This is a genomic window from Agarilytica rhodophyticola (assembly GCF_002157225.2).
Taxonomy (GTDB): Bacteria; Pseudomonadota; Gammaproteobacteria; order Pseudomonadales; family Cellvibrionaceae; genus Agarilytica; species Agarilytica rhodophyticola.
On the sequence record NZ_CP020038.1, the window covers coordinates 1,487,489 to 1,510,283 of the forward strand.

The 22,795-nt window shown below is 42.0% G+C and carries 18 protein-coding genes; 5 read left to right on the top strand and 13 right to left on the bottom strand.

Annotated features, from left to right (window positions below):
• Positions 1-57: 57 nt before the first annotated feature.
• Positions 58-321: a DUF4404 family protein gene (locus BVC89_RS06320; protein WP_086930372.1), complete on the bottom strand. Its 264-nt coding sequence runs from the start codon at positions 319-321 to the stop codon at positions 58-60.
• A 1,241-nt stretch (positions 322-1,562) separates the two neighbouring features.
• Here BVC89_RS06320 and BVC89_RS06325 point away from each other — a divergent pair.
• Positions 1,563-4,451 (top strand): S8 family peptidase, encoded by a 2,889-nt coding sequence (locus tag BVC89_RS06325; protein ID WP_086930373.1) that lies wholly within the window; start codon positions 1,563-1,565, stop codon positions 4,449-4,451.
• Positions 4,452-4,550: 99 nt separating this feature from the next.
• Here BVC89_RS06325 and BVC89_RS06330 read toward each other — a convergent pair whose 3' ends face one another.
• From BVC89_RS06330 to BVC89_RS06340, 3 genes are all read right to left on the bottom strand, one after another.
• Complete coding sequence (locus BVC89_RS06330; protein WP_086930374.1) at positions 4,551-5,120, bottom strand: SRPBCC family protein; 570 nt, start codon at positions 5,118-5,120, stop codon at positions 4,551-4,553.
• Between the two features lie 530 nt (positions 5,121-5,650).
• Positions 5,651-7,381: a bifunctional ornithine lipid synthase OlsF gene (gene olsF / locus BVC89_RS06335; protein WP_086930375.1), complete on the bottom strand. Its 1,731-nt coding sequence runs from the start codon at positions 7,379-7,381 to the stop codon at positions 5,651-5,653.
• Positions 7,382-7,618: 237 nt separating this feature from the next.
• A complete protein-coding gene (locus tag BVC89_RS06340; RefSeq protein WP_086930376.1) occupies positions 7,619-8,746 on the bottom strand; it encodes a hypothetical protein in 1,128 nt (375 codons plus the stop codon).
• Between the two features lie 90 nt (positions 8,747-8,836).
• Here BVC89_RS06340 and serB point away from each other — a divergent pair, with 90 nt between their 5' ends.
• Complete coding sequence (gene serB, locus BVC89_RS06345; protein WP_086930377.1) at positions 8,837-10,051, top strand: phosphoserine phosphatase SerB; 1,215 nt, start codon at positions 8,837-8,839, stop codon at positions 10,049-10,051.
• A 21-nt stretch (positions 10,052-10,072) separates the two neighbouring features.
• On the opposite strand, the gene BVC89_RS06350 is transcribed toward serB, so the two are convergent.
• The 6 genes from BVC89_RS06350 to epmB form a co-directional block, all read right to left on the bottom strand.
• A complete protein-coding gene (locus tag BVC89_RS06350) occupies positions 10,073-10,678 on the bottom strand; it encodes a hypothetical protein (RefSeq protein WP_086930378.1) in 606 nt (201 codons plus the stop codon).
• 11 nt (positions 10,679-10,689) lie between these two features.
• Positions 10,690-11,103 carry an AHH domain-containing protein gene (locus BVC89_RS06355; RefSeq protein WP_086930379.1) on the bottom strand — a complete coding sequence of 138 codons (414 nt, stop codon included), beginning with the start codon at positions 11,101-11,103 and terminating at the stop codon, positions 10,690-10,692.
• A 3-nt stretch (positions 11,104-11,106) separates the two neighbouring features.
• The gene (locus BVC89_RS29580) at positions 11,107-11,280 is read right to left on the bottom strand and encodes a hypothetical protein (protein ID WP_158657806.1); all 174 of its coding nucleotides are present in this window, start codon (positions 11,278-11,280) and stop codon (positions 11,107-11,109) included.
• A gap of 152 nt (positions 11,281-11,432) precedes the next feature.
• Complete coding sequence (locus BVC89_RS06360; protein WP_086930380.1) at positions 11,433-13,526, bottom strand: GGDEF/EAL domain-containing response regulator; 2,094 nt, start codon at positions 13,524-13,526, stop codon at positions 11,433-11,435.
• A 114-nt stretch (positions 13,527-13,640) separates the two neighbouring features.
• Positions 13,641-15,368: a hypothetical protein gene (locus tag BVC89_RS06365; RefSeq protein WP_086930381.1), complete on the bottom strand. Its 1,728-nt coding sequence runs from the start codon at positions 15,366-15,368 to the stop codon at positions 13,641-13,643.
• 126 nt (positions 15,369-15,494) lie between these two features.
• On the bottom strand, positions 15,495-16,502 hold the full coding sequence (gene epmB / locus BVC89_RS06370) for an EF-P beta-lysylation protein EpmB (protein ID WP_086930382.1): 1,008 nt from the start codon (positions 16,500-16,502) through the stop codon (positions 15,495-15,497).
• Between the two features lie 72 nt (positions 16,503-16,574).
• Here epmB and efp point away from each other — a divergent pair, with 72 nt between their 5' ends.
• Together efp and epmA are read left to right on the top strand one after the other, a co-directional pair.
• The gene (gene efp, locus BVC89_RS06375; protein ID WP_086930383.1) at positions 16,575-17,144 is read left to right on the top strand and encodes an elongation factor P; all 570 of its coding nucleotides are present in this window, start codon (positions 16,575-16,577) and stop codon (positions 17,142-17,144) included.
• 105 nt (positions 17,145-17,249) lie between these two features.
• Positions 17,250-18,188 (top strand): EF-P lysine aminoacylase EpmA, encoded by a 939-nt coding sequence (gene epmA, locus BVC89_RS06380; protein WP_086930384.1) that lies wholly within the window; start codon positions 17,250-17,252, stop codon positions 18,186-18,188.
• 54 nt (positions 18,189-18,242) lie between these two features.
• On the opposite strand, the gene cysE is transcribed toward epmA, so the two are convergent.
• Positions 18,243-19,085, bottom strand: coding sequence for a serine O-acetyltransferase (gene cysE, locus BVC89_RS06385; protein ID WP_086930385.1), 843 nt, complete (start codon positions 19,083-19,085; stop codon positions 18,243-18,245).
• A 485-nt stretch (positions 19,086-19,570) separates the two neighbouring features.
• On the opposite strand from cysE, the gene BVC89_RS30110 reads away from it, so the two are divergent.
• Positions 19,571-20,509, top strand: coding sequence for a hypothetical protein (locus tag BVC89_RS30110; protein ID WP_086930386.1), 939 nt, complete (start codon positions 19,571-19,573; stop codon positions 20,507-20,509).
• 144 nt (positions 20,510-20,653) lie between these two features.
• On the opposite strand, the gene BVC89_RS06395 is transcribed toward BVC89_RS30110, so the two are convergent.
• Together BVC89_RS06395 and BVC89_RS06400 are read right to left on the bottom strand one after the other, a co-directional pair.
• Positions 20,654-21,916 carry an alginate export family protein gene (locus BVC89_RS06395; protein WP_086930387.1) on the bottom strand — a complete coding sequence of 421 codons (1,263 nt, stop codon included), beginning with the start codon at positions 21,914-21,916 and terminating at the stop codon, positions 20,654-20,656.
• Positions 21,903-22,664, bottom strand: coding sequence for a leucine-rich repeat domain-containing protein (locus tag BVC89_RS06400; RefSeq protein WP_086930388.1), 762 nt, complete (start codon positions 22,662-22,664; stop codon positions 21,903-21,905). Before BVC89_RS06400 ends, BVC89_RS06395 begins: the two co-directional genes overlap by 14 nt.
• Positions 22,665-22,795 lie beyond the last annotated feature (131 nt).

Sequence of the window (22,795 nt, forward strand, 5' to 3'; positions counted from 1 at the left end):
ATGGGTTAGATACTATAAATAGATATTGCGTATAGACATTGTAACTTGCAATCTGGTTTATATGCCCATCTTATGTAGTGCATTTATTAGCTCTCTGACACAGCCCGCTGCCACAGGATGTTCCAGTTCAAAGCGGCTTTCAAGCGCTAAAGCTAAATCCACCGACGAATTTATACTTTCCTCTCCGTTTGACTCATCGAGGGTTTGCTGGATATCAGCCTCTAGCTTTTGCGCTAAGGCTAGGGTTTCCCCGTCAACACCACTGCTGTTAAGCAGGTGTTGTAACTTTTCCAGTGACTGCTTGATTGATGTATCACCCATGGCTGTCTCCAGTTAACGCAATATGGTTGAGAAGGTCGAATCACTTCTGCTAATGATAGAGTAAGCGTTCAATCAGCGCTACTGAATCATATGGCTGCCAGATATTATCTGTTATTTGGTGCCACCTAAGCATTGCTCAGTGTCAAAAAAGAAGCCAAAAGAAAGGTTATATTGGGGAATAAAGGTAAATATTATAACCTGTAGTACTTTGTGGTTTTTATCAAAAACCTCAACTATATTCTTTTTGTGATTGGAGTGAGTGCTTATCTATAATATTATTTCTGTCAGTCACAAGTTTAGTATTTTAAGATTTGGGCTGGATCCAATGCGCGGCTCTAGTCCCCTCGACTTCTAATAAACGATAAAAACAACTCCCTATATTTTTAATGTTAGATAAATTTGGATAACTAAATTTTATATTTATAGATAACTACCAAAGTAGTATATGAAATATTTTTTCTCAAAATAATGAATTTTTTATTCACTATGTATATCAATTTCGCTTGCAAGTTTTACTTACACAGCTGAGCGTTTATTTTTACGTAGCATCATTAAAAAAATATAAGTAAATAAACATATTTATATCTTGCTGGTAGAAATTAAGTAACTAATGACCCCGGGACTCAGTGACAAATATTACTGTCCGTAATTGGCCGAATAATATTTTGTGAGCCTCTAAAATATAAATTAGATTTAATTTTTGCGGTGCGTGCTAACGGAAAAAATAATCGATAATTTCGTTAGCTCTGTTTGATTTTTTAATTCCTGATTTATTGGATAGATATTTATTGGTTAGCCCTTTTGTAAGCTATATGTAGTGTTTTAATTTAATTTTCTATCATTTTTTATTTTTATAATGATTTTTTATTCATCTTTTTAATCGAATTATAAATAATAGATCAAAACAATAATTCCTAAAAATATCTTAGTTAATTAATAAAAAATTAAATATTTATCAAGTGTGACCAGGCTAAATAACTTAACAAATATTAGCTTGATTTGTTCAAAAAAGTGACTGCTTACAGTGTTAGTTAAATGCAAAAAAAGTGTTTGAAAAAAATTCATTGAGTGATTTTAAACGACGCTCGTTTAACATGTTTAGCATTAGGGCAAATGCTTACAAGGAAGTTAATAATGCAGTAATAATTTCTGCACACGTAAGTGTTTTTTAACTTCTGTAATTGATACACATTTTATTCAAGCTCTCTTAATTATATGGCTAATACTAAGGAAAATGATTTATGTCTATTCCATCAATAAAAAAACGCCTCTGTGCTGCGATAGCATCCTGCAGTCTATTAGTTGCGTATCAACCTATCAGCGCAGAAGTGCTCGAACAAACTTTTGCTCCTATTAATAAAACGGTGCCCAGCAAAGCATCGGTCAATCAAGCATACTTCGTGCGTCTTGATTTAGTCCCAGTCAGTGTTTGGCTAACTAACAAAAAAGAACAAGGTGTGAGCGTTAGCAAACAAGAAAAAGATAACTATATTGCAGGTCTTAGAGCTGAAGTTGCCAAAGCAATGGCTGCGTTTAATACCCAAGGCCTTACTGCTGGCAGTTCTTCGATTGTAGCTGATGTTGGTTTTACCGTTTATGCGACCTCTGAAAAAGTTAGCAAAATGACAAATGTTTCAGGTGTGTCTGCGATTATGAAAAAGCATAATCATAGTCGCCATCGCGATCACAGCACCCCCTGGGTTGGCGGCAGTGTTGCTCATTCTAGCGGGCTCACTGGGGCAGGCCAACGCATCGCTATTATCGACTCAGGCCTCGATTATATTCACCGTGATTTTGGCGGCAGTGGCGACTACAGCAATAATGACGTTGCTGTCGTGGAGCCCGGCTCATTTCCCACTGCTCGTGTTATCGATGGACACGATTTTGTGGGTAGAGAATATGACGCAAGATTTGCTGCATCTTCAACGCCTCAACCAGATGCTGACCCTTTCGATGATGGCAGACACGGTACCCACGTTTCAGGTATTGCGGCGGGTAATGGTGTGGACGGTGTTGTCGGCACTGGTATTGCTCCAGATGCTAGCCTTATCGCGTATAAAGTTTTTGGCGCGGATGGTTCAACTAATGTGACTTCCGATGCGATTGAGCGTGCGATGGATCCTAACGGTGATGGTGATACTTCAGATAAAGTTGATGTTATCAATATGAGTCTTGGTTCGCCCTTTGGTAACCCTAACGATGAAACTTCTCGCGCTGCGCAAAATGCTAGCGATGCGGGTATCGTAGTGGTGGCTTCCGCGGGTAATTCTGGTAACGGAATTCCATTTATAAGTGGTTCTCCAGGTGCTGCAGAAGATGTGGTTACCGTGGCCTCTTCTGTTTCAGGATTCGTGCCTGAGTTTTTTATCCCTTTCAACTCTGCAAGTGGCGAACGATTTGAGTTTTTTGCTGAATACGCAGCAATATCTCCAGCATTGACGACCGATATCATTGGTGACGTAACCATTGCCGAACCTTACGATGCTTGTGCGCCCATTGCAGCTATCCCGCAAGGTAACATAGCGTTGATCACTCGCGGCGGCTGTTCATTTACTACCAAGCTGCAAAGTGCGTTGGATGCTGGAGCTGAGGCCGCTATAGTCGTTAATAACGTTCCTGGGCCAGCCATCGTTATGGGGGGGACAGATGTTAACATCGAAGCGGCAATGATTAGCCTCGATGAAGGCACAGTGTTATTGAGCGAACTTGCTGGCAATGCCGTTGGTACTGAGTTTGTGACTTCTAATACTGCCCCTAATCCTGCTAACGATAATTCCATGTCGGTCTTTAGTTCAAGAGGTCCCGGTGCAACAGGGCTATTTAAACCAGATATTTCCGCGCCGGGCCAATCGATTACTTCTGCAAGAGCTGGCACAGGTGATGGTTCTTTAGTGCTTTCTGGGACTTCCATGGCAGCTCCCCAGGTAGCTGGAATGGCTGCGCTATTGAAGCAGAAATTTCCAGATCTGAGCGTGGCTGGTATTAAGGCGATTATTCAAAATACATCCACACCTGCGGTCGATTTATTTAACGCAACAGGTACTCCACCATTAAGCTTACAGGGTACCGGTGTCATTAATATTGAAAAAGCCTTACAAGCTACCAGTTACGTTTCACCCGGCGGTATCGGTTTTGGGCGTCAAAACCCTGAGTACAATGGAGAAGTGACTCGCAGTATTACCATTAATAACTTCTCCAATGAAGGCAAGCGTTATCGCATTACTCATGAGCCGAATCAGCAGCTTCCTGAAGGTGCAGCAAGAATCAGTGTCAATTCAGAGGTATATGTAGGGGCAGGGCAATCGCAAACTATACCCGTTACTATCTATCTGCAAGCTAATAACATGGTTGCTGACACAGATTTGACAGAAATGGACGGATGGTTGGTAGTTACCAGCGGTGATGAAGCAATGCGTGTCGGTTACCAGCTGATTGCCGACCCTGCGTCGCGATTGAATTTTAGCAATCAAGGCGACACCACCTATGTTCGAAACGATGCTTTCGGCGATGCGCAAGTATTTGCTTATACCTTGGCTGAGCAAACGAGTTCACCTTCCGATACGGCTCTTGAAGCTATGGGCTTCCGCTCTACATCACCAACAGCTATTGCCTTTGGTTTGAGTGCTGGCGCTGACTGGACGAACTTTTCACGTAAGACCCTCAACATGTTTATTGATGCCGATGAAGACGGTCAAGATGATTATCGAATCGAGGTTAAGGATCTTGAATTCTTCAATCCTGATCCAGATGATCCTGACGGTAGAATTGTGAGTGGTATTACTGATCTTTCTAACCCTGAAGCTGGTACTGCTTTGTTGTTCTTCGCACAAGCAGATTTCAACAGCTCGATTTTACAGTTCCAAGCCTTGGCCTATGGCCCTAATGGATTTTTACAAGATGGCGATACGCGCTTTGCTTACCGCTTAGTGTACTCAGATCTTTTTGGCGCTTCTGAAACTCGAACGCAGTCAGGTGTTATTGATCTTGCTAAACAAGTGAATTTTGATACGCCAGCGATATCTGTACCAGCACAGCAATCTGTGCCAGTAGAAGTGACTGCCGGCGGTGTAAGTTCTTTGTGGTTGAGCCCAACAGAAAGTACTCTCGATCGTCGAGCAGTAGTTCGATAATTTGTTCTATGTAAAAAGCCCGGCATTGTTGCCGGGCTTTTTTATAGTGTCGGTGTTGTTGTGGTATTGGGTATGTTTAGGAGGGCGATATAAATATAATTATTGTGAGAATCGTCTTTCAACTTCTTGTTTAAGTTCTCGGTTAAATGTCATATACACTTGTTTAACACCCTCGGCGATGTCAGCTGTAGTGCGTTCACTATTGATGCCTTTAAATTCGTCGGATTGAATAAAGAGTGTTTTACTGCCGTCACTTCTTCCTACAATGTAACGATGATTATCTGTAATCCCGGGTAAATTACCAATTTCTTCAGCCCAACCAAACCCTAAGTTTTCATAATAAATAAGAGTGTGAGGAACTTGAAAAACATTACCTCTGATCTTAAAGTTCACTATCACTTGGGCACCATTCTCAATATCACCTTCGATGCCAAGTAAGCTAGAACTCCAAATTGGCATACTATTAAAATCGGTAAGAACCTCCCATACCTGCTCTCGTGTGGCATTGATTACAATATCTGTGTGGACATAGTGATGGTTTTGAGAAAAAGGAATAATAAAGGATACTTCTCTATTTTCATCTAGGTAGTGTTTATTTTCAGCAATGGCGCCTGTTGAAATAACTAATAATAAGCTATAGAGGAAGAAATTTATTTTTTTAATCATCATACTATCTTTACCAAACTATTTAAAAAAACGGAAAAATAACGGGGAGCAGAGACTACAGAATTTTTTATATTTTGATAGTAGTGCTTGGATTTTTTGTCGTTGCAGTTTGAGTTTTTCTTTGCAGATCTTGGGGGTAATGTCATATTGCGACAATATGGAAAATTATGTGTCTCGTGCTTTGTTAACTATTAATCTGGGCAAGATGGCGGACAAGTTTGCCATGTTTATGAGCTAATAAATTAGTGAATTAAGAGTAACATTTAATCGAATGCTGCGAGCTTAAAATTTCCTTTGGGTGTTGTTCGGGTAAACCCATTTTTTACTGGACAATATAAGATATTGTTATCACCAATCAAAAATGTGAAGCAATACGTGAGGGCTGGGAGTTAGTTAATAACGGAGATAAGTTGCGTGGTGTGTGAGCTTAATAATTAGTTATCAGATGATCTTAAACTATTCATTCGCTTTTAATACAGCGCACTTGAAAACCCCCGGAATTTGTTATTAATCCGCAGGGGTAATAACAAATTCTAGACTCGGTTAAGTTTTTGATCTTCTATATAACGCTTACGTTTACTGGCTTTAAGTTTATGTAAGTCGGCTAAGCATAAACCATCTAGACAATCGCCAAAATCCGGGTCAACACTGAATACAATGTTGTTAAAGCCGCCGTTTTCAAAAATCGCGGTATACTGCTTGAATAAGATGGGAACTCTATGACCCTTTTTGACAAAGTGTTTTTGCATAAAGTCAAAAGCTTCTTGTGATTCAAGATCCCCAAACTCCTTATCAAGCTTATCGATAATTTGTTGATCCAGCTTGTAAGGGTGATAAGCATCGGCAAGTGTCTCTGCCGTAGGGTGATAGCGTCGATAGTAGTAGGCAAGTGTATCCATAAGCTCTTTAGGATATTCTGCACTCATACTTACAGGGCCTATCAAGTAGCGTATTTCTGGGTACTTGGCTAAGTAGCTTCCCAGCCCCTGCCATAAATAGTCGAGACTAGCTTTGCCCCAGTAATCTGGGTTAACGAAACTGCGCCCAAGTTCAACGGACTGTTCGAGATAAGGGGTAAATTCTGGCCGAAATGTATAAAGCGTGCGGGTATAAAATCCATCTACTCCCATACTTTGCATGATCTTCTTGCCTTCTCCCAAGCGGTAGGCGCCGGCGATGACCAGATTTTCTCTATCCCATAACACTAAATGGCGATAATGTTGATCAAATTGATCTAGATCTCGCTTTTTGCCCGTACCTTCGCCTACTTTTCGAAAAGCGAGCTCACGCAAGCGTCCGATTTCTCGTATGACCTTAGAATCTATCTTGTAATCCACCAAATAAATTCTATTACCGTCTCGTGTTTCGCCTAGGCATTCAGATTCTTTAAGCTCTTCTAATAACTGGCGCCTGTCCTCTGGATGGGCAATGGTTCTTTCTGTTTCAAAGATAGGGCGTCGATGCTTGCCTATCTTATATAGGTGCTTTTTAAGCCGACTGACAAGAGTTCTATCATGAACAGTTTCTGATTTAAGTGTTTGACTGGGAATACCTTCGCCGACACTGAACTTGATTACATGGGAGTGCTTATTGAACATCTCTCTTGCCAGCAGTGCCGTACCTAAGGGCTTATACACCATCGAGGCGCCGTAAAAAAGTAGGGAGTTTTTAGCGTGTATGCGAATTGGCAGCAGGGGCGCCTGGGCCTTGCGGGCAAAATGTAAAAAGCCTGGACGCCAGCGTGTATCCTTGACTCCAGTAGGGTGTGCACGAGAGACTTCACCAGCGGGAAACACAATGATTGCTTGCTCGTCTTCCAGGCATTCTAGGACGCGTTTGTAGCTGCGTCTGGCACCGCTGCCCACCATGTTATCAACAGGTATGATGAGGTCTTCTAGGGCCTTAAAATGGCTGAGCATGTCGTTAGCAACGATACGCACATCGGAGCGTACTTCGCCCACCAACTTCAGGATCGCCAGACCGTCGAGGGAACCAATCGGGTGGTTGGCAAAAATTACCACACGGCCGGACGCCGGGATATTAGCCCTATCTCTAGCGCTGACAACGTAGCTGAAGTTAAAGTACTCGAAAATTCGGTCAATAAACTCAAATCCCCAAGCATCTTTATTGTCTTCCAGGAAGGCATTGATTTCGTCTTCATGAATCAGGCGCTTAAGAAAGGATATAGCAGGCTTGCGTATCAGCGTGGGCTGGGCAGCAAAGCCTGGAAATTTATTGAGTACAGCTTGTTCTATATTTATCATCAGTTGACCTTAAGCTTTGACTCAAAAGAGTAATCTATGCGACGCATTCGCGCAGACTAATACTAGTTTATGAAAGCTCAATGACATATGTTTTACAGTATTTCTACAATCGCACTTTTCACTTATGAAGTAAATCACAAATTCTTCACAAGTACAGGCTGACGTTGAAATACAACTTGAATATTCTTCGACCAGGGGATGAAAGCATGGTTCAGTGTCATTGTTCAGCAAGAGGGTCTAGCAAGATAACATTTGGCCAAGTTGCTTGCGCTGGTTTTCTAATAGGCTTTGAAAAGGTTGATGAAAGCCCGATACTACTTGGCGGCCATCATCAGTTCCCAGTGATACAAACTCGATGCGACGATTGATCAGAGCTTCACTGCCTGCCGTAGCCTCCACAATTAGGCCTGCGAACGTCATATTCTCTGGTGTAATGTCATGCTCATTAGCCGATACCAATGCAGCTAAATCAAGTGGGATTCGGTCTATAATACTGGCTAGCTCTAGCACTAAGTGCGCGCTGCATATGGCGTGGAAAAGTGCTTCTCCTTTGCTGTCCTGCACATGGAATGTCAGCACATAGTAGTTTTCAACCAGCTGGAATTGATGGCCGCCATAGAGAGCCATAACATCGCTGATAATCTTTTCTAGACGGCTCAGGGTATCCCTGAAATTTTGGCCGTTAAGCTGTTGCCTAAGCACATTGAGATTTTTTATATGAATAACGGCAAATACCTGTTCTTGAGGTTCTTCAAGTGTGGTTGTCGCAGGTTCAGGCTGTGTTTCTGTTTCTAACGGAGAGTTTTCAGCCTGGCCCAGCTCGTCGCTCTTGCCTTCGTGGCTTCGCTGAGGCCATATTTTTGAAAAATCCCAAGTGACTGCCTTGCTGCGATACAACGACCATATTGCAAGGCTTAAAAGTAAAATTGCTGAAGCAATCAATAAGGTAATAATCGAGCGTAATGACCAGGGTTCGGCGTCGATACTGACAGAAACATACCCAGCGATACTGTCATGCAAGACGATAGGGCTTGTATATGTAGTACTATTTCCCAAACTCAAGTGTACGTTGCCTGCTTGTACGAGTAATTTATTTTCAACATCATGAATGGTGGCAAACAATGCATGGGGGTTTTCTACCACATCTTGCAAAATAACTTGTAAGCGCACTAAATCGTGATTAAAGGTAGCATCGATGGCCTGTTTTGCAGCCATTGCAGATAAAGCTTTACCGTAATTGGCAATGTAGCGTTCATTATTAGTGTGTGACGCAGGGATAAACAGTGCGCTGCATAAGAAAAGAGCAGCTAGGCCTCCTAGGCAAGTGGCAGCAAGAGGTGTTATAAAACGAATGTGTATAAACAACAGATTAATTCTTCTTGTTTTTATAGTTAATAGGTATTAGAGACTATAGCCGCTATAATGGCTTAGTACTCAACGAAATAGAAGCTTACCGTGCGTGAACTGATACTTATTACAATCTTTGGCGAAGATAAGCCTTACGTTACCTCAACCGTAACCGAAATTTTATCCAAACATCAGGCAAATATTTTAGATATTGGCCAATCAGTGATTCATTCAACACTTTCTCTGGGCATGCTGATAGAGTTTGAAGACGATACCGACTCAGGTAATGTAGTCAAAGATATTCTCTACCGTATGTATGACTTTGGCATGCAAGTGAAATTTAAGCCTGTAAAAGCCGATGATTACGAGCACTGGGTCTTACAGCAGGGTAAACCTAGACATATTGTAACACTATTAGCACGTCAAATTAGCTCTGAGCATATCGCTGCACTCTCTCGGGTGGTTGCCGATCACGGCTTGAATATTGATAACATTAGTCGTTTGTCAGGGCGTGTCTCTCTTGTTAACAGCGAACATCAAACCAAAGCTTGTGTGGAGTTTTCTGCGCGTGGGCAGGCCACCGATATTGTAAAGCTTCGTGCTCAGCTTGCTAAAGTGGCTTCGTCCTTCGACATCGATATAGCATTTCAAGAAGATAATATGTTTCGTCGAACACGCCGCCTAGTATGTTTTGATATGGATTCGACGCTCATTGAAGCAGAAGTGATCGATGAGTTAGCCAAGGCTGCAGGTATTGGTGAAGAAGTTGCTGCTATTACTCATGCTGCTATGTCTGGAGAATTGGATTTTAACGAAAGCTTCAGGCGGCGTATGGGTTTACTAAAAGGTTTGGATGAATCTGTGCTCAAGGACATTGCTAGTAAACTGCCTTTAACCGAAGGCGCCGAACACCTAATCACTACTTTACGTAAGTTGGGGTATAAAACCGCAATACTATCCGGTGGTTTCCAATACTTTGGTGAGTACCTACAGCGCAAACTGGGCATTGATTACGTCTTTGCCAATAACTTAGAAATTGTTGATGGCAAGGTTACCGGCAACACATCTGGAACCATTGTTAACGGCGAGCGCAAAGCTGAGCTATTACGCAGCTTAGCGGAGAAAGAAAATATTAGCTTGGAGCAGGTGGTTGCTGTTGGCGACGGCGCGAATGATTTACCCATGCTCAGCATTGCTGGTTTAGGCATTGCTTTTCGTGCTAAACCTTTGGTGAAAGCTGAAGCCAAACAGGCTATATCTCACTTGGGACTTGATGCTATTTTGTATCTGATGGGGTTTAGGGATAGTCAGATTCAGCATTAGTTTTAAATCGCAATTAAAACTTCAACTCGGAGCGAGTTTTTGATCTTGCGACATCCCAAACTCTGCTCCTAGTTCGGAGGTAAGGCTTAAGCCTTGTAATCCGGCTTGCTCTATCGCGTCTTTGATATCTTGGCGGCAGTAGAAATTGATATACGTATCAAATGCAGTTTTAAATATGGCGAATTTGCTTACTCTATCTTCGTGAAACCCCAGGTTTTCAATATCGTCCCAAGCGTTTTTATGGCACAAGGATATATCCAGCCCATCCACATCTTCGGCAACACTCAAGGGATTAAAGATATACCCATCCCCTTTCTCATAGCATACCGGGAAAAACTCGCCGTCGTCCTTGATGAGAGCATTAAGAGCAGCATAAGCTTTTTTACTCAAAAACATTCGTCCGTGAAACACCTGTATATCAGGAATCTTTGTACCTGCCATACCGTCACTATCATCAGAAAAATTAACATTGAGAGGCTCAGTTATAATGTCCTTAAAGGATTTGGGAACTCCAAGGAAATCAAAGCGCCCGTGCGGTGTATTACCGCATAACTTAATTACCTGCCTTTGATCAAAACCAATAATGGCAAAGTGATCAAAGTCTGAATAAATTGTATAAAGTGCCATTTTTTCCGTTTCTATGACCAAATGTTTTTAGGGACGATACCACTTTGTAAGCTAAAACGTATTTTTCTAAAAGCTTTCACTAGTGCATCAAGGCTAGTAATTTTGATGGGGTTTATATGATGCTCTAGCCACTGATAATATGCTTTTGTATGAACATTTTGATGTGGCACTGCATCCCTTAGAAAGGCAGGCATATGCACCCTATCTGTAATATTACGAGGAAGCCAACAACCATTATGGTGATCGTCAATGCGCATTTTAAGCCATGCAAGGATGGCGCGCATTTGTGCCGCGAGTTTATGTGAGCCAGATATGATTGCATGTGCGTCACAATGGCTCGAGGGCCTCGGGAAGCCTGCACGTTTAAGCTGCAGTGCCATACGGCTGGAATAATGTCGCTCATTTAAGAGCGCATCGCTATCCATTTTCTAGCCCTTACGTCGAAACCGTGCCAGCTTTTGTTTTTCTATATCTTCTTGTACCTGGGCAGCTGTGCCTACGCGGTTTAAATCTGAAATTGTGAAGCTATCAAGTTGTGCAAAGCGGTCTATTTCAATATCAAGCTGGTTTTTCGTGTGGTTCACAGAGAGGAGGAGAGCCATAACAGAAACCTTTGAATTTGAAAGCGGATAAACATAATAAGCATTCAGGGATTATGTTACCAAACTTACATTATAAAAAGCATGATTAAAAAGATGTCAAACAGAGCTATATCTTCATTACTTTGAACTGGAATTCGATATGGAGAGCTACACTAGCTCTCCATATCAAAGTCATAATCCATCTGATCAGTAGGTTCTTGCAGATAAAAACCTTGAATATAATGCACGCCTGATTGCCAGAGTTTCGATAAAATACTGGCGTTTTCAACGAAGGGGACGATGGTTATTTTGTCATTTTGGTGAAGCTCGCTAACTAGCTCATTGAGAGAGTTTTCATCGTCACTGTTATTTTGTAGGTCTTGAGTAAACGATCCATCAACTTTAACGTGAGAAATTTCGAGATTCTTCAGAGCATTAAATGGATTTAGCGCGCAACCGAAGTGGCTGATGCTGGTGCTGCATCCCAAGCTCTTTAATTGTTGGGTAAAGGTGCTGGCCACATTCAAATGATCGTTGACGTCAATTTCTCGCATTTGAAAAATTAGTGCATCAGGTGGCAATTTTGCCGCTTTAAATGCAACCCCTAGCCAGGGCGGTAGGGTAGCATCGAGAACCGATTCCCTGCTGAGGTTAACAATTAAATGAGTGTTATTACCCTTGCTTCGATGCCCCGAAAGAATTTTTATTGACTCAAGTATGACCCAGCGATCCAGTTTTGTGGTGGCACCAATTTTTGCCGCGGTGCTTAAAAACTCATTGGGTGAAACTTCATTGCCTTGTTCATCCATCATTCTCAGCAATACTTCATAGTGCTCTTTGTTAGAACCTCTAAGGCTTAATATAGGCTGGAATAACAGCTTAAAGCGACCCGCACTAAGTGCTGTTTGCACCATGTGCTGGATGTCATCCTTGGTTTGTTTTTTCGCTTCGGGCTCATAAATTTTGGCTAGAATGGTTCCGTCATTTTCTGATAGGGTGCGAATAAGGTCGAGCGCTTTTACTGCGTGCTCAATGGGCACATCACTATTAGTGCTGGTTTCAGTAATTAATGCAATACCAATATGATAATTAAATTGTAGAGTAGAACCATCTACATCAATAATATTGTCTCGCAATGTTTGACACATTTTCTGTGCGCGTTCCAGCGCTTTGCTGGCGCTTGTTTTAGGTACTAGCAAGATCAAGCTATCTTCATTGAAACGACATAAAACTTCGTTGTCTTTTTCCATGGTTTTAGCAAATGCTGCTATTTTAGCGATAACAGCGTCAATCGAGGCGATGCCTAACTTTTGTTGCACAGTATCGAGAAAGTTGTCGATGCCTATATGGAACAGCGCGCTGTTGTATTTTTTATTGATAGCGGCACCAACAACACTGTCCAAGTTGTCTACTAAGTAGTGTTTGTTAAATAGGCCTGAGGCCATATCTTTATTTTTAATTTGTTCTAATTGAGCTTCAAGTTCTTGGTTATTGACTGCTTTAGCTCGTATTAAAAACTGTATGCAAGCTTCTTCTTCATAAGTGGATTTGCAGACATCAACAGCCAAAGGTTTGTCTGTGCCGTCGCTCATTTGAGCGACAAACTTAAGTTCAGTGGCTTCAATATCACTGCCTTTAATCATGAACTCTTTTAGAAAGTGTTTAACTTTTGATTGGTCTTCCGCTTTAACAATATCAATGACGGGCATGCATTCAATATCATCTTGCGCTTCATGACCTAAAAGTTCAGCAAAAGATTCATTTGCATATAAAAACATGCCATCTTGCACGAAAGCTATTGAGTCCCTCGAACTATCTAGCAGTTGTTGATTGTTGCGCACTACCTCATTAAAACGTCGCTCTGAAAAACGTCGCTCTTCCCGTTGTGAGCGATTAGATAATTCTCTTTGAATGACATAGAGTAAATGCTGATCTTCATCTAGCGTAACAACATCGGCAGCGCCGAGCTTCAAACCCTCTACAATAGGTAGGGAGCCATCGCGATCGGTTTGTAAAATAACCGGCACATCTTTATTCAAACGTTTAATAAGTCGAATGGCTTCGACGGGGGGAACATTGGCACAGTTATCAATGCCAATCATAAGGTCCCAAATTTTTTCCTGTAAAAGTTTGCTGAGAGCTTCCGGGCTGTCAATATGCTGAGCGCGCACAGGTCTGCCTGCATTATGCAGCATACTAATTAGGCGTTCGGCTTCAGATCTTGAGTCGTTGAGTATAAGTAATCTGGTTGCGCTATTGATTGTCATTGTTTAAAGAAAGCTACTAGACCTTAGTAAATACGAATTATAAACAGAGAATACATACATGGCGGAATATAAATTCTCTGTGTATCCAAAGGTATAAGATAAGGGTGATTTATCTTATTCCCATGATGAATCAAAATTTTTGGGCTGGTGAGACTTTTGTGTGTCTTTTGAGCCTGTATTTTGAGCATCGCCACTATCCAAATTTCTAAAGCGGAATTGTTGCACGTTTTTAGTAGAAAAAACTACTCGTTCGAGTTTGGCTGTCCACTCTCGCTCACCATCGATAAGTTTAATTTTATCGAACTCTTGAAGGGGAGCGAAGGCGGTAAGGAGCGTAGGGTTGCCGTGGCCGAATTTTGAAGGAGGAATAAAAAATGCTCGCATATATTCAGAGTAGCCGCCCATATCATAGTTTTGTGCAACACCGTAAGGTTTGGCATTATTTGCCAACAATTGGATGCCAAGCTGTGATGCTTGTTTTAATTGACGCATCCAGCGTATAACACCTATTGACCAAGTGCGCTTACCAATTTCTTTTATGCCTATAATTTCGCCTGCAACAACCTTGGCTGAAATGTCACCTTGCCACAAAATACAGTAACCACCCGCACTGCTATTTTGTAATGATACACGATATACCGGCGCAGAGCTGTTTTGATAATTATCTAAATGAGACGCAGGTGTTAATCCTTGCGAAAAACGGGAGATTTTCTGAGGCTCATGAGAGCCCGAGCTGCGCAAAAAGTAGTCAAAATCTTGGCCGTTGCAGATAAAGAAATGACAGTCGGTCAACCCGATAGACACGTCGGCAGGAGATTCGATGTTTTTTCGTTCGTATTTTCTTTGTGCAACATTACTCCAAGTTTGTATAAGGTGATTGAGTAGTGGCGGTGAAAAATCCTTCGCTATGGTGATTTTGGTGCCAGCGCTTAAGTTTTCCTCGGAGGCCGCGGACTGTTTAGAGAGTTGGCTAAGTAAGCTTGTATAATCAAGCTCAATAAAGCGCCCGCTGTTTTGTGCTTGTACTTTTGATTTGAAAATGGGGCCTTGACTGCTAAGTAGGTCAACGGCAAAAAAGTTTTCGCTCTCATCGCTCAAGCCTGCATTAATCGACACTGCTTGGCACCAACTTTCAAAAGCGGTATATGCTTGTTCGATCTCTGCTTGGCTAAGTTGGTTGGTTTTGGCGCAAGCGAGCATTAGTACACGGCTGTAGGCATTTTCTATGCTCAACGCCCGTGTAGTTTTTAGGGTGATATCTGTTACTGGTGTTTTGGTGAGGTCGTAGTAACTGGCAACCTGATACAAGATATTGAGTATCGACCACATATTTGCCGGTGGGCTAGCATATATTTGATAATTGCGAAAAAACAATAATCCTATGCCGGTAATCGCACGGTGAATGGTTTTAGTCAGTAAATCTAATGTAGGTTTATTGGCGCGGCCATTCTGGGCAATTTGCATTACCGTAGCAACATAGCCATCGATCATATTTTTTTGCAGTGACTGAGCCACAAGAACAGCCTTCTGCGCGCTCTCTGGCAGAATAAGGGGCTGGTTCAAAAAGCTCTTTTGCAAACCTAAAATGGAGTATTGGATACTCGGGCGGAGTATCTCTAAAATCTCGAAACGATTTTGAAAGTCTGTTTTAAGCCTTGATACCTCTGGAATTGCCTGATACAACTTACTGCTGGTATGCATAACTTTGGTCGCAAGTAAACTGTCTACCCACTCCCTTACGCCACTGGCCTTATTGCTACCACAAAAATTTAAGCGTGGTAGGGTGGCCGGTGGTAAATTGATCATTTTCAATAACTGGCTAGGCTTTACATTATCATTCATCTATTACTATTCCCTTTAATACCGATGAGCACCTAAGGCCAAGTTTCCATATATCAATCATTGAACTAATTTACACACTCCTATATTCCAGAGCTGGATGTTTCTGAGGTTTCAATATTATTTATTTTAGATGATAGGAACCTTAGATGGCGCATTTGGTACCTCTTTTACAAATTTCGGCACCAAATACCCCGGTAGATTAGCAAGTAACGTGCGATTTAGCGAGAGGACATCGACCTCATTTACTGTGAAATGTGATGATCCCTTAACTTTGTCTAACAAATGTAGATAGTAAGGCAGTACTCCCGATTGAAAAAGCTTCTTGCTTAATGTGATCAAGGTTTCCGAGGTATCATTGACACCTTTTAATACAACAGATTGGTTAAGCAAAATGATGCCGCTATTCTTTAGGGCGGTAAGGGCTGCTGCTACCTCTTCGTCAATCTCTTGTGGATGATTACAGTGAATGACAAGGCTTACCAATAGACCTGAGTCTTTTAATGTTGCCAACAATTCTTCGGTAATGCGTGAAGGAGCAACAATTGGGATACGGCTGTGAATGCGCAGGCGCTCTACATGGGGAATTTCAGCGAGTGCTGCTACTAACCAAGAAAGTTGGCGGTCAGAAACTGCCAAAGGGTCGCCGCCACTAAGAATCACCTCTTCAACATCTTTGTTGTTGCTTATGTAGTCTAATGCCTGTTGCCATTGTTGACGTGATAAGGCGTGCTGTTGGTAATCAAAGTGACGACGAAAACAATAGCGACAGTTAATCGCGCACTGGTTTGCCGCAATCAATAATACACGTCCATGATATTTGTGTATCAGGCCAGGAACAGGGGTGAAGTCCTCTTCTTCAAGAGGATCATCGACAAAGTCGGGTGTTTCAATTAACTCTTCACCAAGGGGCAGAATTTGCTTGAGTAAGGGGTCGTCGGGATTATTTTGCTGTATACGGCTGACATACGCGCGGGTGCTTCGCAGAGGAAACAATGTGTGTGCTTTTTGTGCAGCAGGTAAGAGCTCGGCAGGCAAATTCAGTAGTGAAAATAGCTCTTCTGGCTGAGTTATTAGGTCAGAAAGCTCTTCTTGCCAACTTTTAGTCTGCCATGTAGGGATCGTTCGAGGTATCATTAGCGCTTTTTCCAACAGTACTAGGGGCTGTTAACAGGTTCCAGTGTATCTAATAAGTTTTTTGAGGACAAAATGGCTAGCTATTCTACCAATGAATTTCGAAGTGGTTTAAAAGTTTTACTCGATGGGGACCCCTGTTCCATTGTTGAAAACGAATTTGTTAAACCGGGTAAAGGTCAAGCCTTTAACCGAGTGCGACTAAAAAATCTTAAAACGGGCCGAACCTGGGAGCGAACCTTTAAATCTGGTGAATCTCTTGAAGCTGCTGACGTTATGGATGTCGAAATGGAATATCTCTACAACGATGGTGAGTTTTGGCATTTCATGGAGCCAGATACATTTGAACAGCACCAAGCCGACAAGAATGCCGTTAGCGATAGTGCTAAGTGGTTGCGCGAGCAAGATAAAGTAGTGGTGACTCTATATAATGGTGCGCCTTTGGCGGTATTACCCCCTAATCACGTTGAGCTTGAAATTATTGAGACTGATCCCGGCTTGAAAGGTGACACTGCCCAGGGCGGAACCAAACCTGCGACCTTATCTACTGGAGCCGTTGTTAAAGTTCCACTGTTCGTCTCTCAAGGGGAAGTGGTGCGTGTAGACACGCGTACTGGAGAATATTTAGGTCGAGCGAGTAAATAACATCGCATTTTTATTTGCGATACTCAGAAAAGTGCTTCCTGCATTTTTCTGAGTTTTATCCTACATGTAAAATTTCAGTATATTTTCAATCGTGTATTTTCAATTATGTGGCAGTCGTTACTAGACAGAGACGCCTTAATTGCGCGAGCTCAACTGTTATCTAATATTCGTAAATTTTTCGCTAGCAGGAAGATCATAGAAGTGGATGTTCCTGCAATAGGAGCTTCTACCGTAACGGATGTGCATCTTTGTGCGCTAGATTTAGATGTTAATGGCTCCCCCTATTATTTACAGACTTCTCCTGAGTTTTTTATGAAACGCTTATTGGCAGGTGGTTCTGGCTCAATTTATTCCTTGGCCAAGGCGTTTCGTAACGATGAAGTAAGTAAACGTCATAATCCAGAATTTACTATGTTGGAGTGGTATCACCAAGGCTATACGGATAAAGAACTGATCGAAGAAGTTATTGAGTTAATCCAATGTTTAAAACCGGGTGAATGTGTTGACAGGGTTTCCTATGGCGAGATATTTGAGCGAAAGGTAGGTATTGATCCTCATTACGCGACAGCGGAGCAACTTGAGAAAGTTGCGGCAGAGCAACTTAATGTCCATTGGCAAGGTGATGATAAGAGTACGTGGTTGGATTTATTATTTAGTCATCAAGTAGAGCCCCACTTAAAAAAACCTACAGTGGTATATGATTATCCTGCCTGCCAATGTGCTCTTGCCCGGGTCACTGAAAACCAGCAAGGCGTGCCTGTTGCAAAGAGGTTTGAACTATTCTGGTGTGGTTTGGAGCTGGCCAATGGTTATTGGGAATTAACGGATGCAGAAGAACAGTTTAAGCGATTTCAGCAGGATGTTACTTCAAGAAAAAGCCTTGGACGTAAAGAAGTAAAAATAGATTCTAAATTTATGGCGGCATTAGAATCGGGGTTGCCCGAATGTGCTGGGGTTGCTCTAGGGGTTGATCGATTATTTATGTGCCTTCAAGGGCAACAATCTATTGACCAGACAATTGCTTTTGCGTTTGAACACTTATAAAAGCAATTAGGGCCTTTTAAAAGGCCCTAAAATAAACTCGATTAATCTCTGGTGTTAACCTTTGTTATTGCTCTTGTCGCACTGTATTTCGTGATTCATTTCTAGGGCTGGTGATTCACTAGTAGGTGTACCTATGGCTTTTGCTGGCACACCGACCACTGTTGTATGGGCGGGAACTGAGTTGAGGACGACACTGCCGGCACCTACTTTAGCACCATCACCTATGGTGATATTACCCAAGATTTTTGCTCCTGCACTAATTAAGCAACCTTTGCCAATTTTCGGATGACGATCACCCGCTTCTTTGCCGGTGCCGCCAAGTGTTACTCCCTGCATGATCGACACATCGTCGCCAATCACTGCTGTTTCTCCAATGACAATTCCGGTGGCGTGATCAAGCATAATACCTTTGCCAATTTTTGCCGCAGGGTGGATATCCACCCCAAAAGTGACAGTAATATGGCTTTGCAGAAAATAAGCCATAGATTCCCGCTTATTTTGCCAAAGGCAGTGTGCAACACGATAGGCTTGTAGCGCGTGAAAGCCTTTGAAGTATAAGAAGGGGAGTAAATAAGAATCGCAGGCAGAGTCGCGTTCATATACTGCGGCAATATCAGCTCTTACCGCTTCACTGAGGCAGTCGGTCTTATCACCTGATTGTCTTATCGATTCTTCAATAATTTCTCTAACTTGCAGCGCCGAAATAGCCGGATTCGCCAATTTATTTGCTAGATGAAAACTTAGCGCATCCTCTAAGGTATTATGGTTAAGTACGGTAGCATGGAAAAAGCTAGCCAAGGCAGGTTCAACTTCTGCCTGATGCTTAGCTTCCTCGCATATCGCTTGCCAAATAGAGTCTTGTTGCCTGAAAACAGCGGTTTTTTGACCTGTTTGCATATCTACTCCAATACATCATTACCATATAATAATTAGGGTCATTATGCCTTTTTCAACCCGAAAGTTATTTCAAAGTTCATATAATTTAGTGATTATTTCGTGCTGAATAACATAAATGGCTTTAATACGATAACCATAGTGTTATCTGTGAACAAGTTTAAGGCAAGCTTAAAACTGCATTAATTGTATGAAAGCAGTGTATTGTAATATGTGTTTGTGTCGCCGGAACGAGACCCTTATTAGAATTGGGTCAAAATGTGACGCAGACAAGGCTTTGGCTCTAATAGATGTTTTCGTGTCTGTCATTCCAGTGCATCATATGAATACTTTAAAGGCTTTGTATTGTTTTATCGTTTGCGATATTTAAGGCTTGTAACATGTCATCGCGTGTAAAGTATGATAGATAGTGGGCTGCAACCTTTCTTTTTGGCGCTCCGTATCTCTTTTTATTTGTTAATTCATCATCAATCGGAGACAAGAGAATAATGAAATCTTCTTTGACCAGTACTATCTTGAATCACTTAAGGTTAACGAAAGTTGTTCTCGTTACGCTTTCGGTATCAACATTAATTGCCTGCGGTGGAGGCTCTGGCGATGATGGCGATGCATTTGCTGATAACCCCACATCAACGCCAACTCCCGCGGCAACACCGACACCTAGCCCCAGCCCTGATGCCAGCGCGACGCCCACTCCGACGCCGACGGCTACTCCAACGCCCACGCCAACGCCTACCCCGACTCCTGTCGCTACCTTAGCGCAGATACAGGATCAGATATTCACTCCTTCATGTGCTGAGTGTCATGGTGGCGCTTCTCCGTCTGCAGGTTTGGGTTTGGATGATGCTACTACTAGCTTTAACAACCTGGTAAATGTGACTTCAAGGGAGGTGGCTTCGCTTATGAGAGTTACTCCCAATAATCCTGACGATAGTTATCTGGTCAGAAAAGTCGAAGGTGGACCTGATATTGTTGGTGGGAGAATGCCCCTTGGCCGTCAGCCACTGAGTGTTGCGCAAATTGCTATGATACGCAGCTGGATTGCTAATGGCGCAATGCAGGGGGCTTCAGTAACTACCAGCACAAAAGTGTTCGGTACACAGTTGTCCGAAACTGAAGGTAGCACTACCTTTTCTGTACAAACCAGTGCTGAACTAGATGCATCTACACTATCTGAACACACTGTGCTTTTATATCTTGTTAGCGGAGGCAACAAAACTCTTGCTGGTAGCAGCGATATTCAAGTGCAGGCTATTGGCAATATATTAAATGTGAGCTACTTGGGCGATATGAATAGCGTTGATAGTATCGAGCTGCAAATAAATAATCCTTCAATTTCATCTGTTATGGATATTTTCGGTCGTCAGCTAGATGGCGATAATGATGGTATTGACGGTGGTATATACACTTTCAAAGGTAACTTATAGTTTAGTTACTTTCTTTTTTAGAGCATTTCATTTGTATAAAGCGTGCTACAAGTTGGTGAGTGAAATGCTCAATAAGCCCATTGGGCTTTGTTTAGCAATAGTTGTTACTGCACATATAAACTACTATTGCAACTTAAGTAACTATTACAAATTATAGCTATAGCTAAAAATGGCTCTGCGTCTATCTTCAATACCTAGACTAGTGTTTTCATTTGCCTGATAGTCTGCGAAGCGCAGCATAAACGAATGTTTCTTTAGAAATTTATATGTAATATCCATATCAAATTCTTCTCCAAGATCCTGTGAGCCACTTTCTTCATCAAATCTGTGATAGCGAGCGTCGATTTTCCATGGGGCTTTTCGCCATGTGATTCGAAAAGATTTGTCTTCAAGGCCATTGGCTGGTGGCGCATTAAGTCTATCCCCCCAGCCTTGAAATTCATGTAGTGAACCAAGCACCGAAAAAAAAGGGATGCCATTTTTGGATGCTAATTGTTCGTAGCGCCAACTGACTTCGAAGGATTTTATTCCCACACCAATATCAAATCTATAATAAGGCAGCGTTGGTTCGGTCGGGGCTTCGGTTCTTTTTTGAATTGCTGCTTCAGCTTCTACACGGTATTGGAAAGTGGTCGGCTTGTATTTAAATGCGTAACTAGCACCGACTGTATTGGCGGATGTTAATGGTACGTCTTTGTTATCGACAATGTAGGAATAGACGTTTAATTTTGAATAGTCCCATTCGTTAAATTCTGCACGTAATAAATGTGTATTATGCTCGTGATCTCCCAACGCTGGCGGTGGTCTGCGACCTGCGAATTGGGCGAAGTTGATATCGCTAGGATCTAAATTCTCATCCGCATCATCTCCGCTTATACGATTAGCATTAGCAATATAAATATAATTGAACTGTGAACTGGAAAGCCAATTTAAGTCTACGCGTGCAGCATCAAAGGTTTGCTCATTTTGCCAAAAGCTCATAGCACCTACATGGCGCTGGTTATCCAGGTTAATCTTTTGTCTGCCCAGTTTGATTTGACCGTTGGTAAAGTCGTATTGCACAAGCACTTGGTTGAGATCAAAGCCTGGGACATCTGGAATCGCTGGCTGACCATTAAATCTAGCGCCATCGCTGTGCTCATCTTCAGAGCCTGTTTCCACGTAGTCCAGCTCTATGAATGTAGACAGATTTGATGTCCATGAAGAGTCGAGATTAAGACGTATAAGCGCCGATTGTGCCTGGCCGTCTACTTCGCCATCCTTTAGGTCTGCATGACGCAGTCGCACTCCATAGTCGAGCTTATGGTCAGCGGCTTGGATGTCACTTACTATCAGCATCGTGCCTATAAAATAGACTGTGCTTTGTAAAAAAGTACGAGGTGAGAAAAGATGCTTAATTCCAGTCATCGGCATTACCATCGTGCAATATTGTAATACCGTTTAACTCGTCCATCTCTTCATATAGCTCATCAGGCATTGGGTTTTGTCTGACATCCATGTATTTCATGCTGGGTAAAGAGTATATATCTATATGTTCCATTTCATTATCGAATAGATAAATTTTATTGAGCTCAGGCAGCGCTTGATAGGAGAACTCAGTAATAAGATTAGAATTCGCTTTTAACTTTTTTAGCTTTGGCAAATTCTTGAGGCTCAAGGACGTTATTTTATTTTTAAACAGGTATAACTCTTCTAATTCTGGCAAAGACTGTAAATTTATCGTTGTAATAGTATTACGCCCTAAATTTAAAGTGCGTAAAGCAGAAAAATTGTTACCATCGAAAATATTAATTTTGTTCTTATGTAGCGAAATCTTAACGAGGTTTTTATAGTGAGAGAGACCTTCTAATGATTCGATATTTTTATTGTGACAGACAACTTCGGTGAACTGGCTGGGCGTTTGCCAATTGTTTTTTTTGCCAATTTTTTCAAGGCACTGACGTAGTTTGCCATCTTTAATGACAGCCTCGTCGGCCCAAGACAGCTGAGCAAAAAGACAGACAACCGCAACTTTCAGAATTACAGAAAATGCCGCTACATTTTTTTGTAATAGCAGTCTTACAAGGTTTTTATTTATCGAACAATCATACTTGCCGACATCAATATACGGCTTGCTATCTCTGCTTACATATGACTGTAGGCTCACCGGTAACATAAGTGAAATCTCAAAATATTATAGAGCGGCCTACGTTACAACAAGCGTGTGCTGAAGATCAAGGGAGGCGGCGCGATAAACTCAATAGCGTTAACAAGCGCTCACCATTTGTTATATTTACAATGTAGATG